A 16,548-nucleotide genomic window follows, 5' to 3' on the forward strand; every position below is an offset into this window, starting at 1 on the left:
TAGCAAAGCTTCCTGCGAATTACGCATTCCGCAAGATGTGTATTGTACTACAACACCATCTTGGCAAGGGGTGGGTGCCGCCCCCCGTTGCATCCCCCCTGCCTGTAGCGCTTCCCGGGCATCGAGCCAATCCAGCGCCAGAGAATCGTCTTGCCGTTTCATCACGCGCATACTCAGGTCGGTGCACCACCACTTTGGGGGAACCTCTAAGCTCCCACGAAGACCTCCATGGCTCTCCCGAGAAGCCAAAGGGCGTTCCTGTCCCTTGGAACCCTGGCCAACCCTCCGCCGATTGAATGCCGCCAGCGTTTCTCCACAAATCATCAATACCGTGAACAAACCACGACAGGTTCCTTCAAAAATGGTAGAATCCGCATCTGTCAAACCTAGAGAACCAAATTTATGCCAAGCTACACTCACACCAAACTAATTAAGCAAATAGAGCAGCTTGATGATCTCCCGTCGGAGCCAGGAACTCTAAGTACGTGGGTTCAAGCTGGTCAGCACCTACAATTTCTTCAGAATAACGCAACTTCAGACGAAATTGTGATCTACGGATCTGGTCCTTATTCATTCGTATATTCTATTGTTGTTCCCAATAAACAGTTGGTCTCGGACCCCCTGGAAGACCTCCTTAGTTGGAGCTGTAATCCATACACTAGTATCGCTAGCTATGTTTATGGCGGTGGTCGCGAGGACGTTTGGATTGAACGCGAGGAGACTACTCGTGGTTCAAAAGCGCTTAATGAAGGCAGGGACCTTATTTTTGGACGTACATTTGAAGGTTGGACCGGCAGTGACCGCGACTATTTTGAAGTCAGCCAAGAATATTCCCATCTAGCGGGAATTCACTGGCGCCCAGAATACAAAGCTTATTGCAGGTTTGATGAAAACGGTGACATTCAACACGTCGTATCGATCTCTGTACGAGACGATAATGATGTCTCACTTGTTTCTTTTGAATGGAAGACATTAGAAATGTATCTAGCAATAGCAGACTGCAGCCTAGTGAGAATGTTTGATTTTACTCTACTAAATAGAAAGTCGTTCTCAGGCTGGCCCGACGGCCCGGAGCAAATTATTCGCGAGTCAAATGATTTTCTGTACCGTCAAAAAATCTCGGGTAATAGTACGTATACGAGAGGTGTTCAAATCATCAAGATTCGGCGTGCCGCTGAAGAAATTATGCTAGAATTTAAAAATAGTGGCGTGCGAGAGAGCAATGAGAATTATGTTGAGTTTATCGCGGAAGACTGGCGCAATGGCCGAGTTACTAGAATTTCTACAAACCCAATGGCTACAACAAATTATTTTGTGGCAAAGGAAAATAATCTCCCATTTGAACTATCACCAGCCTTCTTTCGACCAGAAGTACTTTCAAAGTATAAAACGGATCGGGAAAAATATACGTTGGGTGAGCGCGATATACGCTGTCGATCATCGTGGCATCTTAGGGGATATGACGTAAATAAAGCAGGACAGGTACACGCATATATTTGTGATCTTCAGAAGCTGCCATATTCAGAACAGCTCCATTGGCTCGTTTACAATGAGGCTCCAAAAGAAAGCATATCAGAGCGTGCATTCACAAATGATTTTAAAGGCCAATTCGTTACCTACACCCCTCCAAGGGAAGCTGTGCTGTCTATACTGCGGCGCTGGAAAGATAGACGTACAGAATGGTGGAGACTTCGTGACAAGACTCTTTTAGATAGAGCAAACCCTCCCCTCACATCGAGTAAGGACGAGTGGGGAGATGCAATGATGGACTTATCAAAGCTTGTGACTGAAGGATTCATCATTAAATTTATTCGGAAAAAACTAGATGATTTGTCTATTGATTATGACAACAAGGAAATGAGTATTGTATTGCTAGAGAAGTATTTAAATAGCCGTCTTGATTCAAGTGAAATTGTTCAGCTTACCGGACTAAGAACAATTCAATCAATCCGTACAAAAATAAAGGGGCATGCAAGCGGTCGAGAAAGTGAACGCATCGCTAAAGAGGCAATATCGTCTTTTAGTAGTTTTGCAAAACATTTCGATCATATTTGCGAGATGTTGGCTATCGAACTGGAAATGATAGATCGCGAATTTTCAGATAATTAAGTGAGCGACCTCAGTACTTTTTTCGCCAAAATGTATTAAGGGGCTTCGCCCCTCGCGTGCGCAAGGAATCCGAACGTCTCCCCGCTATGCGGGGTCCCTCGTTCGGAGCCTCCTTGCGCTTGCTACCCCCATCCTCGCCGGAAGGCAAGGTTGCGTGTGCAACCCACAAGAACAGTTAGAACCAGCTGGAACGCCTCTTCTGTTCTGGTGGGGTAAATGGTGCGCCCTGCAGGACTCGAACCTGCGACCCCAAGCTTAGAAGGCTCGTGCTCTATCCAGCTGAGCTAAGGGCGCTCCGGGCCGGACTATAGCGATTCACGGCCGCCCCCGCGCGGGGGAAATCGACGCGCCCGGGCGCAGGCGCGCCGAGGTCCAGCCCCGGGTTCCCGGCCCGTCCCGGGACTTGATCCCGGGACCCACAACGGAGGCGCTGTCGGACTGGGCCCCGGGGTCGAGCCCCGGGGCGCGTCAAGGAGGGTGGCACTCAGAAAGGCGCGAGCCGACCATGCGAACTGCCCTCGGGCAACCACCCGAGGGTCCCTCGCGCGCCAACCGGTACGCCCTCCCCCCACCTCCCGCAGCCTGCTATAGTCGGGGCAACATCCGTCACCGGGGAGGCGCGCGATGAAACTCACCGACGAACAGCTGAGGCAATTCGACGAGCTGGGCTATGTGATGCTGCCGGACGTCTTCGGCCAGGACGAGATGGACGCCGTCACCGCCGACCTGCCGCGCATCTACGGGCTGGAGCGCGAGGAGGTCTGGCGCGAGAGCACCGGCGCCGTGCGCACCGCCTTCGCCGCGCACCGCTATTCCGAGCCCTTCGACCTGATCGGCCGCCATCCGCGGCTGGTCGAGCCGGTCCGCCAGCTGCTCGGCGGCGACGTCTACATCCACCAGTACAAGATCAACGCCAAGGCGGCCTTCGACGGCGACGTCTGGCAGTGGCACCAGGACTATGGCACCTGGGCGCGCGACGACGGCATGCCCGAGCCGCGCGCCATGAACATCGCGCTGTTCCTGGACGACGTGACCGAGTTCAACGGCCCGCTCTGGATCATTCCGGGCAGCCACAGGGAAGGCGTGCTGGAGGCCGGCCATGACCTGAAGACGACGTCCTACCCGCTGTGGACCCTGGACAAGGCGACCATCACCCGGCTGGCCAGGGAACGCGGTATCTTCTCCGCCAAGGGGAAGGCGGGCTCGGTGCTGATGTTCCATTCCAACATCGTCCACGCCAGCAGCCCGAACATCGGGCCGTGGGGGCGGACGATCGTCTATCTCTCGCTCTGCCACGTCGACAATCACATCCGCGAATTCAAGCGGCCGGAATGGATCGCGCACCGCGACTTTACGGCGATCGAGACGGCCGACGACGACTGCCTGCTGAAACTCCCGGGTGCCACGGTGGCGGCCGAGTGAACGCCGGGCCGGTCGAGGGCTTCATCGAGCGGCTGGAACGGCCGGCGACGGGCGCGGGGCCGCTGAACGGCCTGAGCTTCGGGCTGAAGGATCTCTACGACATCCGGGGCCGGACCGCCGGCTGCGGCAACCCCGACTGGGCGCGGACGCACGAACCGGCAGCGGCCGACGCGCCGGTGCTGCAGGCGCTGCTGGACGCGGGCGCGGCGCTGGCCGGAGTCACCCACACCGACGAGCTGGCCTACAGCCTGAACGGCGAGAACCATCACTACGGCACACCCGCCAACCCTGCCGCGCCGGCGCGGATTCCCGGCGGCTCGTCGTCGGGCTCGGCCTCGGTGACGGCGGCGGGGCTGGCGGATTTCGCCATCGGCTCCGACACCGGCGGCTCGGTGCGCGTGCCGGCGGCCTATTGCGGGCTGTTCGGCATCCGCACCACCCACGGGCGGATCAGCCTGGCCGGCTGCATGCCGCTGGCGCCGAGCTACGACACCTGCGGCTGGTTCGCGCGCGACGCGGCGATGCTGGCGCGGGTCGGCCGGGTGCTGCTGGACCAGAAGACCCCCGATGCGCCGCAGCCACGCTGGCTGATCGACCCGGCGCTGTTCCGGCTGTGCGACGACGAGACCGCGGCGGCGCTGGAGGCCGCGGCCGGCATGCTGGGCGGCACCGGCGTGGTCCCGGCCAAGGCCGACACGGGCTTCGACCCGGAAAGCTGGAAGGAGGCCTTCCGCATCCTGCAGGCGGCGGAGATCTGGCGCGTCCACGGCGACTGGGTCACGGCCACGCAGCCCGAATTCGGCCCCGGCGTACGCGACCGCTTCCGGATGGCGGAGAGCATCACCGAAGCGGAGGTCGCCGGGGTCCGGCCGGTGCGCGACCGTGTGCGGCGGACCATGACGGACCTGCTGGGCCGCGACGGGGTGCTGCTGGCGCCGACTGCGCCGGGCCCGGCGCCGGTGCGCGGCTGGGACCCGGCGCTGCTGGACGACTTCCGCTACCGCATCATCGCCCTGACCGCGCTCGCCGGCCATGCCGGGCTGCCGCAGGTGACGATCCCGGCGGGGCTGTCGGGCGGCGCGCCGGTCGGGCTCTCGCTCATCGGCCCGCGCGACGGCGACGCCATGCTGCTGGCGCTGGCGGAACGGCTCTCCGAGGCGTTGCTGACGGCGGCCTGAGGGCCGGCATCGCAACGGCGTCCTTGCCCGGTTCAGCAGGCGCGCGGGCCGGCCATGCCAACCCCCGCGCGCCCGTTCCGCTTCCTGGAGCAGTCCTCGGTAAGATTGAATCGCCAGTGAAGCTTCGGTGTCATGCCCGCCTCCGAACAGCGTCATGCCCGCCTTGTGCGGGCATCCGGCCCGAGATCACGACTTGCGGCGAAGCCGCTCCGGACCCCCGCACAGAGGCGGGGGTGACACGCTGAGTGAGTGGCGGTTCAATCAAACATCGGAACGATCTAGAGAACTCGCTTGTAGGCGAAGTTGTCGGCGTAGGCGCGGAGCTTCATCTTGCGCTCGCGCGGCTCGAAGACCTGGGCGTCGATGCCGTGCTTTTCGGCGTAGGCGACCGCCTCTTCCCTGGTCTCGAAGTCCAGGCGCACCTGGCTCTGGGTATCGGCGAGCGACGTCCAGCCCATCAGCGGGTCGGGATGGCGGGCGGTGTCGGCCCGGAACTCCAGCCGCCAGTTCTTCGTGTTGGCCCGGCCGGACTGCATCGCGGTCTTGGTCGGTTTGAAAATGCGTGCGCTCATCGTCATGCCCTTCGAATGCCCGCCTGGTCGGGGCGATTGGATTCGAACCAACGACCTCCGGTACCCAAAACCGGTGCGCTACCAGACTGCGCTACGCCCCGGACACAGACAGCTTCCAGATAGCCGAGCCCCCGGGACGGCGCAAGCGCCACGGTCAGTCGAGATTGCCGAAGACCTCGTGACGCACCGTGTCTCCGACCTGGATCTCGAGCTGACGGGCGAGGCCGCCATTGATCTCCAGCACAGCCAGGATCTCGCCCTTCGACGGGATCGCGGTTTCGTCGTGCGGCCGCGCCTGAGGATGGATATGGGTGATCTCCCCGCTTTCGTCGATGAAGATCAGGTCCAGGGGGATCAGCGTGTTCTTCATCCAGAAGCTGACACGCTGCGGCTTGCCGAAGTCGAACAGCATGCCATGCGCGTCTTCCAGCATCGGACGGAACATCAGCCCGCGGCTGCGTTCGCGGGCGCTGTCGGCAACCTCCACCATCAGGTGCCGGTCGCCGCTGACGGTCTGCACGATGAGCGGCGATCGGTACTCGTCGGCCGCCGCCCCGAAGGCGAACACGACGAACAGCACGGCCAGAAATCTACGCAAGGGCGGTCTCCTTCGGTCGGGGGCCGTCGGCGGGCAGCGGATCGGCCAGCGTCGTGAACCAGTGCTCCGGCGGATTGCGCCCGGCGGCGCGCCGCCAGCTCAGTCCGCGAAGCACGGCTTCTGCACCTTCGGGCAGGCGGCTCGGCCGGGCATAGCCGGCGATCACGCCCCAGATGCCCGTCCAGCAGCGGGCCACGGACCAGGGATTGTAACCCCCGCCGCCCAGCACGATCATCTTTTCCGCGGCACGGTCCAGTTGCCGGACCGCACGCCACAAGGCCCGGTTGGAGAGCTCCAGGCGGCTCAGCGGATCGTCGGCCAGGGCGTCGGCGCCTGCCTGGACGATCACCACCTGCGGATCGAACGCCCGCACGCGGGGCAGGGCGCCGGTTTCGAAAGCGGCGCGGAACGCGGCGTCGCCGGCGCCCCTGGGCAAAGCAAGATTGACCGTGGTCGCGTCGTGGCGCTGCTCGGTCGCGGCGTCATGCGGCCAGCGCCCGTGCTCGTGCAGGGAGACCGTCAGCACCGACGGATCGGCGTGCAGCGCATCCTCGACTCCGTCGCAGTGATGGGCGTCGAGATCAACATAGGCGATGCGCTTCACGCCCCGGTCCTTCAGCCTGAGGATGCACAGCACCGGATCGTTGAAGAAGCAGAAGCCCGACGCCCGGTCGGGACGCCCGTGATGGGTGCCGCCGGCCGGGGTGTATATCCGGTCGGCGCGGTCGCCCGCGATCAGCTCCGCGGCCAGCAGGCTCGCCCCGGCGGCGGTGGCCGGCCGGCGGAAGACCTCGCCGAAGACCGGGTTCTCCAGCCGGCCGATATTGTAGCGCTCGCGCAGCTCCGCGTCAGCGCGCTGTTCGCGCTCGGCGCGCTGCACCGCGGCGACATAGGCCGGATCGTGAAAGCGGCAGAGTTCATCGACCGTGGCGGTCGGGCTGTCGAGATAAGCGTCCTCGGGCAGCCAGTGCAGCGCCCGCGCCAGGTCCATCACCGTGGAGACGCGCGGGATGGCGAGCGGGTGGCGCCGGCCGTAGCGCGAGGCGCGGTAGATCTCGCTGCCGATGAAGTAGGTGCGCGCCCTCATGCTGCCCCGTGACGAAACTGAAACCGGCTCGACTTCGATCGCATCTTTCCTATGATGGCGCAATCCGGGGGAGCCGCAAGGGCGCGGCTGAGAGGTTCCGAGAACGCGACGGAACGACCCCTTGAACCTGATCCGGACAGACGGCCATGCCGTCCATGCCGGCGTAGGGAAGGAAAGGTTCCGATGGCCTCTGGCCACACGCCCCGGGGCGCCGCGCCCGGGCTGGCGATACGCGATGTAGGCGTCGCCTATGGCGGCCGCCCCATACTCGACAGGCTGGATCTCGACCTGGCGGGCGCCGAGACGACCGTGCTGCTGGGTATGAGCGGCGTCGGCAAGTCGACCCTGCTGCGCCGCATCGCCGGCCTGCTCGACGGCCCGGGCGCGATCCTGGCCCATGACGGCCAGCCGCTGGCCGGACGGATCGCCTTCATGGCCCAGTCGGACCTGCTGCTGCCCTGGCTCACGGTGGCCGGGAATGTCGCCCTGGGCCACCGGCTGCGCGGCACACAACCCGACCCCGAGCGCATCGGCGAGATGCTGGCGACCGTCGGCCTGGCCGACGCGGCGGCGAAGCGGCCGGCGCAGCTCTCGGGCGGCATGCGCCAGCGGGCGGCGCTGGCCCGCACCCTGATGGAGGACCGGCCGGTCGTCCTGGTGGACGAACCCTATTCGGCCGTCGACGCCCTGACCCGGCTGCGGCTGCAGGACCTGGGACTGCGGCTTCTCGCCGGCCGCACCGTCGTGATGGTGACTCACGAGCCGTTCGAGGCCATCCGCCTGGCGGACCGGATCATCGTCCTCGCCGGCGCGCCCGCGCGGCCTGTTCTGGATATCCGCCCCGAAAGCGGCAAACCCCGCGCGCCCGACAGCGTCGAGGCGCAGACGCTGTGGCGGCAAATCGTCGAGGCGCTGGGCGTGGAGCGGGCGGCATGAAGCCTCTGGCCAGCGCCCTGCTGACCCTTGCCGTGCTGGTCGCGGCCTGGGCGCTCTATGTCGATCTGTCGGGCATCGAGCCCTTCCTGTTGCCGGGACCGCTGCGCGTGATGGAGACCCTGCTCGCCCGCCACGCCCTGATCCTGGAGCATCTCGGCACGACGGCGCTGGAGATCGTACTCGGCCTCTTGCTGGGCACGGCGATCGGCTGCGCCTCGGCATTGCTGGTGCACAGCCTGCCGCTGGCGCGCCGCTTCGGTCTGCCGGTGCTGATCGCCTCCCAGGCGTTGCCGGTCTTCGCCCTGGCGCCGCTGCTGGTGCTCTGGCTCGGCTACGGCATCTGGTCGAAGGTCGCCATGGCCACGCTGATCATCTTCTTTCCCGTCACCACCGCATTCCTGGACGGCCTGCGCCGTACGGATCCCGGCTGGATCGAACTGGCGCGGACCATGGACGCAGGCCGGCTGGCGCTGATCTGGCGCATCCGCATCCCGGCCGCGCTGCCGGCGCTCGGCTCCGGCCTCAGGGTGGCGGCCGGCGTTGCGCCCATCGGCGCGGTGGTCGGCGAATGGGTCGGCTCCAGCGCCGGCCTCGGTTACCTGATGCTGCACGCCAATGCGCGGATGCAGATCGACCTGATGTTTGCCGCGTTGTTCGTGCTCGCGCTCTTCGCCGTGCTGCTCTGGCTCGCGGTCGACCGCCTGCTGCGCCTCGCCCTGCCCTGGCAGCCCGACAGCTTCGCTTCCGATCAAGGAGAACCGAAACGATGAAACGCCTGATCCTCGCCGCCTGCGCCGCCCTGGCACTCTCGACCGGGGCGGCCAGCGCCCAGAAAATGACCGTGCTGCTGGACTGGTTCGTCAATCCCGATCACGGCCCGCTCTACGTGGCGCAGGCGCTGGGCGAGTTCGAGAAGCGCGGCCTCGAGGTCGAGTTCATCGCCCCCGCGGATCCCAACGACCCGCCCAAGCTGGTGGCCGCGAAGCAGGCGGAAATCGCCATCTCCTATCAGCCGCAGCTGCACCTGCAGGTCGACCAGGGCCTGCCGCTGAGGCGCATCGGCACGCTGGTGGCGACCCCGCTCAACGCGCTGGTGGTGCTGGCCGACGGGCCCATCCGGTCTATCGCGGATCTCAAGGGGCGCAAGGTCGGCTTCTCCGTGGGCGGCTTCGAGGACGCGATGCTCTCGGCCATGCTCACGCGCCACGGCCTGACGATGGACGACATCAAGCTGGTGAACGTGAACTTCTCGCTCTCGCCCTCGCTGATCTCCGGCCAGGTCGACGCGGTGATCGGCGCCTTCCGCAATTTCGAGCTCAACCAGATGGACATCGTCGGCCGCCCCGGCCGCGCCTTCTATGTCGAGGCCGAAGGCGTACCGGCCTATGACGAGCTGATCCTGGTGGCCCACGAGGCGACGCTGGACGACCCGCGCTATCTGGCGTTCCTCGAGGCCATCGAGGCCGCGGTCCAGTACATGGTCAACGAACCGGAGGAAGCCTGGGCGCTGTTCCTGCAGCAGAACCCGGACCTGGACGACGAACTCAACCGCCGCGCCTGGGCCGACACGCTGCCCCGCTTCGCGCTGCGTCCGCGGGCGCTGGACCGCCGCCGCTACGACGAGTTCGCGAAGTTCCTGAAGCACCAGGGCCTGATCGGGGAAGCGAAACCGGCCGAGGCCTATGCGGTGGAGCTGCGGTAGCCTCCCGCGCCCAGGACGGGCCGCAAGGCCCGATCCGGGGTCCATGCCTGAGCCCTGGCGCAGACGCGGCGCGGCCGGATGGGCTCAGGCGTGGGTCCCGCGCCGCCGCTCATGCGCCGCGCAGGACTCGGCACCGGGCAAGCTACGCTCTCAGATCAATACCCACGATCGCTTCCAGCTCGCCCAGGGCCTGCTCCGGGCCGGCGACCTTGATCGTCTGCATGCCGAGCTGGCGCGCCGGTTTCAGGTTGACGCCGAGATCGTCGAGATAGACGGCCGCTTCGGCCGCCACGCCCAGCTCGCCCAGGGCATGCTGGTAGATCTTCGGGTCCGGCTTGCGCACGCCGACCTTGGAGCTTTCCACGATCAGCTCGAAACGGGACATGACATCGGCTACCGCCGCCGCGGTTTCCTCGTCGGCCGAAATGCCGGGGCCCTGACCGGCGCGGACATTGTTGGTGATGCAGGCACAGCGGATGCCGTGCGCCAGGATGCGATCCAGGGCGCGGACCATCTCCGGGCGCACCGTGCCGGAAAGCAGCGCGACGATTTCCTTGCCGCGGACCTCGTGACCGGCGGCGGCGGCTTCGGCCAGAAAGGCCTCGTCGAACTCGTCCAGGGAGATTTCGGAGCGCTCGAAGCGCGCCCAGGCGTTGGCATCGGGATTCGTGGCGTTGATCGTGCGGATGAAATCCTTCGGCAGGCCGCGCTCCGTCTCGAACGTCGCGAACCGGTCGAAGGGGCTGGTGGTGAACACGCCCCCGAAATCCCAGATCACCGCCTCGATGCCCATACGCCTCAGTCCTCCCCTTCGACGGGCTCGGCGAGGAAATGCCGGCCCTGCTGATCCTCCACCTCGACGACCCAGAGGTCCGGGTCCGTCGCCAGGCGGCGGCGAATATAGCTTTCCGCATCCGCGTCGGATACCGCCTCCGGACCGGTGGATTTCATCCAGATCCGCTCCCCGTCCATATAGCCGGGCGAAAGCACCATGCGGCCGCCTTCGGGCCGCTCGATCTTGAGCAGCACGCTGCCCGCCTCCTCATGACCCCGCTGGACGAGATAGGCGAACCCGCCATGCAGACGCACTGTCTTCATGTAGGCCGAGACCCAGATGTCGGCGCGCAGGCGCGGCGTCATCGAATCCGCCTGCGATGGACAGACACGCCACGCGGCGGCATGCTTCCGGGCAACGGATGAAGCCGGACGGTTCTGGGGAGGGCGACGATCATGGCGGATATCGAATACCGGGGCGCGAAGCAGCTTGTCGAGGCCATGCGTGCCAAAGAATTCGGTTCGGGCGAACTGCTGGACCACTATCTGGGGCGCGTCGAGGCCCATAACGGGACGATCAACGCCGTCGTCGCCACCGATATCGAGGCGGCGCGGGCAAGGGCGGAAGCCGCGGACGCGGCCACCGCGCGCGGCGAGAGCTGGGGACCGCTGCACGGCCTGCCCATCACGATCAAGGATACCTTCGAGGTCGTCGGCATGCCCTGCACCGCCGGCGCGCCGGAACTGAAGGACCATGTGCCGGCACGTCACGCCACCTCGGTGGAGCGGCTGATCGAGGCCGGCGCCATCGTCTACGGCAAGACCAACACGCCGATCTGGGCGGGCGACCTGCAGAGCTACAACGACGTCTACGGCACGACCAACAATCCCTGGGACCTGGGCCGCGCGCCGGGCGGATCGTCGGGCGGGTCGGCGGCGTCGCTGGCATCCGGGTTCACCGCACTGGAACTCGGCTCCGACATCGGCGGTTCGATCCGCAATCCGGCCCATTTCTGCGGGGTCACGGGCCTGAAGCCCAGCTTTGGTATCGTCCCGATCCGCGGCCACATCCCCGGCCCGCCCGGCAATCTGAGCGGCGCGGACATCGGCGTGGCCGGCCCCCTGGCGCGCAATGTCGAGGACCTGGAGCTGGCGCTTGACGTGCTGGCCGGCGCTGACGAGTTCGACGCGCCCGGCTGGAAGCTCGACCTGGCGAAACCGCGGCGGGAGCGCGTCGCGGACTATCGCGTCGCCGTCTGGTCGGACGATGCCTTCTGCGAGGTCGACCGGGAGATCGCGGCCCTGATCGAACAGGCCGGCGACGCCCTGGCCAGCGCTGGCGCCACGGTCGCCCGCGACGCACGGCCGGATATCGATATGGCGGAGAGCCACGAGATCTACTACTCGCTGCTGGCGGGCGAACTGGGCGCGGGTCTGCCGGAAGGGCTGCGCCGCCGGCTGCGCGACAGCCCGCCCGATGCGGACGACAACTCTCACGCCGGCATCTTCGCGCGCGCCGCGGTGATGGACCACGCCGCCTGGATCGCGCTGAACGAGCGCCGCGCCCGGCTGCGGGAGGTCTGGCGGCAGTTCTTCGGCGAGCACGACGTGCTGCTCTGTCCGGTGATGCCGCGCTCGGCGATCCCCCACGACCATTCGAAGGACTTCCAGGGCCGCAAGGTGACCATCAACGGCAAGTCCCGCGACTACACGGACATGATCGTCTGGTGCGGCATGACCTGCGGCGCCTACCTGCCGGCTGCGGTGGTGCCGATCGGGATGACAAGCGAGGGTCTGCCCGTCGGCGTCCAGATCGTCGCCAACTTCCTGGAGGACCGCACGGCGCTGGACGTGGCCCGCCATCTGGAGGCGGCTCTGGGCGGCTTCCGGCGGCCGCCGATGTTCGCGTGAGAACCGCCATCCCGGGCGGCGGCGGTCAAGGCGGCGCGACCGTGCCGCCTCCCTGCCCATGATTTACGGTTCATCAAGTCTTTACCGCTAGATTGCGGATGGTCGGGGCGTGGCAAAGCGCGCGCCGGCCAGGGCAGATCGTGCGGATACCGCGCCAGCGGCAGGAGCGGACGTGAAATTTCTCGACCTCAGCATGCTGAAGATCATGCTCATTGACGACAATCGTCACATGAGATCGCTGCTGACGCAGATCCTGCGGTCGATCGGCGTGCGCGAGATCGTCCAGGCCGAGGACGGAGCGAGCGGTTTCCAGCTGCTCCACAAGACCCGCTACGACATCGTCATCGTCGACCACCAGATGGCGCCGATCACCGGCACCGAATTCACCCGCCTGGTCCGGGTCAGCGAGGACAGCCCGAACCCGTTCGTGCCGATCCTGATGATCACCGGCTACGCCGACAAGCACACCATCATCAACGCCACCAACGCCGGCGTGAACGATATCGTCGTCAAACCCGTGTCCGCCAAGGTCGTCTCGACGCGCCTGGCCGACCTCATCCTGAATCCGAAGAATTTCGTGCGTACCAAGGACTATTTCGGACCCGACCGCCGCGAGGGCGGCGGCATTGTACCCACCGGCGGCATCGGCATCCTGGCCATGGAAAGCCTGGCCGACACCGGCGAACGCCGGCGCGCCGTGGATCGGCTGGACAGCCTGGCCACAGACCAGATCGAAGCGGAAATGTTGGCGGCCGACCGGCCCGACGACGACGATTCCATGATCCGGACGGCGGGAGGCTGAGATGGCCAGACGCGGCATGCTCGACCTCTCCAACCTGTCGATGCTGATCGTCGACGACAACAAGCCCACGCGGACCATGCTGAGCCGCATGCTCCGCAGCATGGGCGTGCGCGACATCTTCGAGGCGGAAACCGCGGAGCAGGCGCTGGCCGACATGCGCGGCGCCCTGCCCGACATCCTGCTGCTGGATCACAGGATGGAGGGCATGGACGGCATCAGCCTGGCCAGGTTCCTGCGCACCGCAGGCGACTCGCCCAACCCCTACCTGCCCATCATCATGGTTTCGGCGCACAGCGAACAGAAGAACGTCGTCGCCGCCCGCGAGGCCGGCATCAACGAGTATGTCGCCAAACCGGTCTCCGTCGCGATCCTGGCCGACCGGCTGAGCGCGGTGATCGAACGCGCCCGTCCCTTCGTGAAGACCGAGGACTATTTCGGACCCGACCGCCGCCGCCGCAGGAATCCGCCGGAGGACGCGCCCCGCCGCCGCGCTTCCGACCGGGAGGCCGTCGAGGTGGAGGACGAGGACGCCGCCTGACCGGCGGCCGATCCCGCACCGCCCTGTCAATCCGCCGGCGCTTTGCTATGTTTCCGGCCATGGAGCAGCTCAAGAACAAGCGCGAGATCATCGACCGCCGGAGCATCGGCGCCGATCTGCGCCGTCTGGCCGAAACGCACGAGGGCGACGGTCTGCGCCAGGCCGTGTTCGAACGCCTGCGCGACGCCCTGGCCGAGGGCCGCCAGACGATCGAGCAGCGGTTCCTGGAGGGCGAGCCGGGCGATGTGGCCGCGCGCGCCATGTCCTATCTGGTCGACCAGATCATCACCATGCTCTACGACCACGCCGTCGAGGATGTCTTTGCGGCAGCCAATCCGACCGACGGCGAACAACTCTCGGTCGTCGCCGTCGGCGGCTACGGCCGGGGGCAGATGGCGCCGTTCTCCGACGTCGATCTGCTGTTCCTGATGCCCTACAAGCAGACCGCCTGGTCGGAGAGCGTGATCGAGTACATGCTCTACATGCTCTGGGACCTGAAGCTGAAGGTCGGGCACGCCAGCCGCACCGTCGACGACTGCATCCGCATGGCGAAGCAGGACACGACCATCCGCACGGCCCTGCTGGAAGCCCGCTACGTCTATGGCAACCAGCCCCTCTACACCGAGTTGAAACGCCGCTTCCAGAAGGACGTCGTCGCCGGTTCCGGCATCGATTACGTCGAGCTGAAACTGGCCGAACGCGACGAGCGCCACCAGCGCTTCGGCGATTCCCGCTATGTCAACGAGCCCAACCTGAAGGAGGGCAAGGGAGGCATGCGGGACCTCCATACGCTGTTCTGGGTCGCCAAGTATCTCTACCAGGTCGACCGGGTCTCGGAACTGGTCGAGAAAGGCGTCATCAGCCAGGGCGAATACCGCAAGTTCGTCAAGGCCGAGCGCTTCCTGTGGACGGTGCGTTTCCACCTGCACCTGCTCGCCAACCGGCCCGAGGAGCGGCTGACCTTCGACGTCCAGACCAACCTGGCGAAGCGGCTCGGCTATACCGATCATGCCGGCGCGCAGGCCATCGAGCGGTTCATGAAACACTACCTGCTGACCGCGCGGGATGTCGGCGACCTGACCCGGGTGATCTGCACCGCGATCGAACAGGAGAACCAGCGCAAGCCGTTGCTGCGCCTGCCGCGGCTGGGGCTCAGGACGCGCGAGATCGACGGTTTCGTGGCCGAGGGCGGCCGGCTTGACGTGACCGACAAGGAGCAGTTCGCGGAGAAACCGGCGGACATGGTCCGGATCTTCCGCGTGGCCCAACACGAAGATCTGGACATCCACCCCAATGCGCTCCGGCTGATGCGCCGTCACCGCAAGAAGATCACCCGGCCGGTGCGCCAGGATCCGGTCGCCAACCGCGCCTTCATGGATATCCTGACCGGCGACAATGAGCCGGAAATCCATCTCCGGCGCATGAACGAGGCCGGAGTGCTGGGTCAGTTCATCACCGATTTCGGCCGCGTCGTCGCCCAGACGCAGCACGACATGTACCACCACTACACCGTCGACGAGCACACCATCCGCGCCGTCGGCCTGCTCTGGCAGATCGAGCAGGGCAAGCTGAAGCAGGACCACCCGCTCTCGGCCGAGATCATTCACAAGGTGTTGTCGCGCGAAGTGCTCTACGTTGCGGTCTTCCTGCACGACATCGCCAAGGGCCGCGGCGGCGACCACTCCGTGCTCGGCGAGCGCGTGGCCAAGAAGCTCTGCCCCAGGCTCGGCATGAGCGCGGCGGAGACCGAGACGGTCGCCTGGCTGGTGCGCTGGCACCTGCTGATGTCGGCGACCGCCTTCAAGCGCGACCTAGCCGACCCGAAGACCATCGCCGATTTTGTCGGCGCAGTGCAGAGTCCGGAGCGGCTGCGGCTGCTGCTGGTGCTGACCGTCGCCGACATCCGCGCCGTCGGTCCCGGGGTATGGAACGGCTGGAAGGGTCAGTTGCTGCGCGACCTCTACTACCGCGCCGAGGACGCCATGTCCGGCGACATGATCGGCCGCGCCTCCCGCGAGCGGATCAAGCAGGCGCGCCAGAATCTGGCCGAGCGGCTGAAGGACTGGCCGACCAGGCAGCTCGACAGCCATCTGGAGCGCTTCTACGACGGCTATTGGCTGGGTCTGGATATCGAGACCCAGGCTTGGCACGCGGAGATCATGCGCCGCGCCGACGAGCAGAAGAAGCATATCGAGATCGAGGCCCGATCCGACAAGTTCAAGGCGATGACGGAGATCGTCATCTACGCTACCGACCATCCGGGGCTGTTCGCGCGCATCGCCGGCGCCATGGCGGTGGCCGGCGTCAACATCGTCGACGCGCGCATCTTCACCACCCATGACGGGATGGCCGTCGACAGCTTCATCGTCCAGGACGCCGAGGAAGGGCCGCTTACCGATCCCGAGCGGCTGGAGAAGATGAAGAGCGCCATCCGCAAGACCCTTTCGGGCGAGATGCGGCCGACGCGGGTCATCGCCGACCGCAAACCGAACTACGCCCAGCGGACCCAGATCTTCACCGTGGAGCCGGTGGTCTTCATCGACAACAACGCCTCCAACACGTGGACAGTGATCGAGGTCAATGGCCGCGACCGGCTGGGGTTCGTCCACGACGTGGCCTGGGCGCTGTTCGACCTCTCGCTGAACCTCGGCCGGGCCCGGATCGCCACCTATGGCGAGCGCGCCGTCGACGTCTTCTACGTCCGCGACATGTTCGGTCTGAAGGTCGAGGACCGCGCGAAGCAGGAGCGCATCCGCCGCCGCCTGACCGAGGCGATCCAGCCCCCGACGCCGGCCCGGGGCGGCGGCAGCAAGGCCGCCTGACGGACATCCCCGGCATTTCTCGAGGTCACTGGACATCATGCCCGGACAGCGAGACATTGGCCGGGTCATGCAGATGCGGATCAAGCAGCAGAAGTGG

Annotated in this window: 14 protein-coding genes, 2 tRNA genes and 1 other annotated feature; of the genes, 9 read left to right on the plus strand and 7 right to left on the minus strand. The window is 65.4% G+C overall.

What is annotated here, in order from left to right; all coding sequences use genetic code 11:
* Nucleotides 1-2,326: 2,326 nt before the first annotated feature.
* Nucleotides 2,327-2,403 (minus strand) — tRNA-Arg (locus TEF_17470).
* Nucleotides 2,404-2,733: 330 nt separating this feature from the next.
* On the opposite strand from TEF_17470, the gene TEF_17475 reads away from it, so the two are divergent.
* Entirely contained in the window at nt 2,734-3,531 is a 798-nt protein-coding gene (locus TEF_17475) for a proline hydroxylase (GenBank protein ID ANK82384.1), read from the plus strand.
* Entirely contained in the window at nt 3,528-4,709 is a 1,182-nt protein-coding gene (locus TEF_17480; protein ID ANK82385.1) for a hypothetical protein, read from the plus strand. Before TEF_17475 ends, TEF_17480 begins: the two co-directional genes overlap by 4 nt.
* A 278-nt stretch (nt 4,710-4,987) precedes the next feature.
* Here TEF_17480 and TEF_17485 read toward each other — a convergent pair whose 3' ends face one another.
* From TEF_17485 to TEF_17500, 4 genes are all read right to left on the minus strand, one after another.
* Complete coding sequence (locus TEF_17485) at nt 4,988-5,281, minus strand: hypothetical protein (GenBank protein ANK83573.1); 294 nt, start codon at nt 5,279-5,281, stop codon at nt 4,988-4,990.
* Nucleotides 5,282-5,305: 24 nt separating this feature from the next.
* Nucleotides 5,306-5,382 (minus strand) — tRNA-Pro (locus tag TEF_17490).
* 53 nt (nt 5,383-5,435) lie between these two features.
* Entirely contained in the window at nt 5,436-5,879 is a 444-nt protein-coding gene (locus TEF_17495; protein ANK82386.1) for a hypothetical protein, read from the minus strand.
* Nucleotides 5,872-6,966 (minus strand): acetoin utilization protein, encoded by a 1,095-nt coding sequence (locus TEF_17500; protein ID ANK82387.1) that lies wholly within the window; start codon nt 6,964-6,966, stop codon nt 5,872-5,874. The genes TEF_17495 and TEF_17500 overlap by 8 nt, the downstream gene beginning before the upstream one ends.
* A 57-nt stretch (nt 6,967-7,023) precedes the next feature.
* Nucleotides 7,024-7,153: a binding site (TPP riboswitch), on the plus strand.
* Between TEF_17500 and TEF_17505 the strand changes: the two genes are divergently transcribed.
* From TEF_17505 to TEF_17515, 3 genes are all read left to right on the plus strand, one after another.
* A complete protein-coding gene (locus tag TEF_17505) occupies nt 7,150-7,902 on the plus strand; it encodes a hypothetical protein (GenBank protein ID ANK82388.1) in 753 nt (250 codons plus the stop codon). It overlaps the preceding feature by 4 nt.
* Nucleotides 7,899-8,672, plus strand: a complete 774-nt coding sequence (locus TEF_17510; protein ID ANK82389.1) for an ABC transporter permease — start codon at nt 7,899-7,901, stop codon at nt 8,670-8,672. The genes TEF_17505 and TEF_17510 overlap by 4 nt, the downstream gene beginning before the upstream one ends.
* Nucleotides 8,669-9,604 (plus strand): ABC transporter ATP-binding protein, encoded by a 936-nt coding sequence (locus TEF_17515; GenBank protein ID ANK82390.1) that lies wholly within the window; start codon nt 8,669-8,671, stop codon nt 9,602-9,604. Before TEF_17510 ends, TEF_17515 begins: the two co-directional genes overlap by 4 nt.
* Before the next feature lie 142 nt (nt 9,605-9,746).
* Here TEF_17515 and TEF_17520 read toward each other — a convergent pair whose 3' ends face one another.
* Together TEF_17520 and TEF_17525 are read right to left on the minus strand one after the other, a co-directional pair.
* A complete protein-coding gene (locus TEF_17520) occupies nt 9,747-10,397 on the minus strand; it encodes an HAD family hydrolase (GenBank protein ANK82391.1) in 651 nt (216 codons plus the stop codon).
* A 5-nt stretch (nt 10,398-10,402) separates the two neighbouring features.
* Nucleotides 10,403-10,744, minus strand: a complete 342-nt coding sequence (locus tag TEF_17525) for a hypothetical protein (protein ID ANK82392.1) — start codon at nt 10,742-10,744, stop codon at nt 10,403-10,405.
* Between the two features lie 90 nt (nt 10,745-10,834).
* Here TEF_17525 and TEF_17530 point away from each other — a divergent pair, with 90 nt between their 5' ends.
* The 4 genes from TEF_17530 to TEF_17545 all read left to right on the plus strand — a co-directional run bounded on the left by TEF_17530 (nt 10,835) and on the right by TEF_17545 (nt 16,451).
* Nucleotides 10,835-12,289, plus strand: coding sequence for a hypothetical protein (locus TEF_17530; GenBank protein ANK82393.1), 1,455 nt, complete (start codon nt 10,835-10,837; stop codon nt 12,287-12,289).
* A 172-nt stretch (nt 12,290-12,461) separates the two neighbouring features.
* Nucleotides 12,462-13,091, plus strand: a complete 630-nt coding sequence (locus tag TEF_17535) for a hypothetical protein (protein ID ANK82394.1) — start codon at nt 12,462-12,464, stop codon at nt 13,089-13,091.
* A gap of 16 nt (nt 13,092-13,107) precedes the next feature.
* On the plus strand, nt 13,108-13,629 hold the full coding sequence (locus TEF_17540; protein ID ANK83574.1) for a hypothetical protein: 522 nt from the start codon (nt 13,108-13,110) through the stop codon (nt 13,627-13,629).
* A gap of 59 nt (nt 13,630-13,688) precedes the next feature.
* Complete coding sequence (locus tag TEF_17545; protein ANK83575.1) at nt 13,689-16,451, plus strand: bifunctional uridylyltransferase/uridylyl-removing protein; 2,763 nt, start codon at nt 13,689-13,691, stop codon at nt 16,449-16,451.
* Nucleotides 16,452-16,548: the final 97 nt, after the last annotated feature.

Source organism: Rhizobiales bacterium NRL2, assembly GCA_001664005.1.
Classification (GTDB): domain Bacteria; phylum Pseudomonadota; class Alphaproteobacteria; order Minwuiales; family Minwuiaceae; genus Minwuia.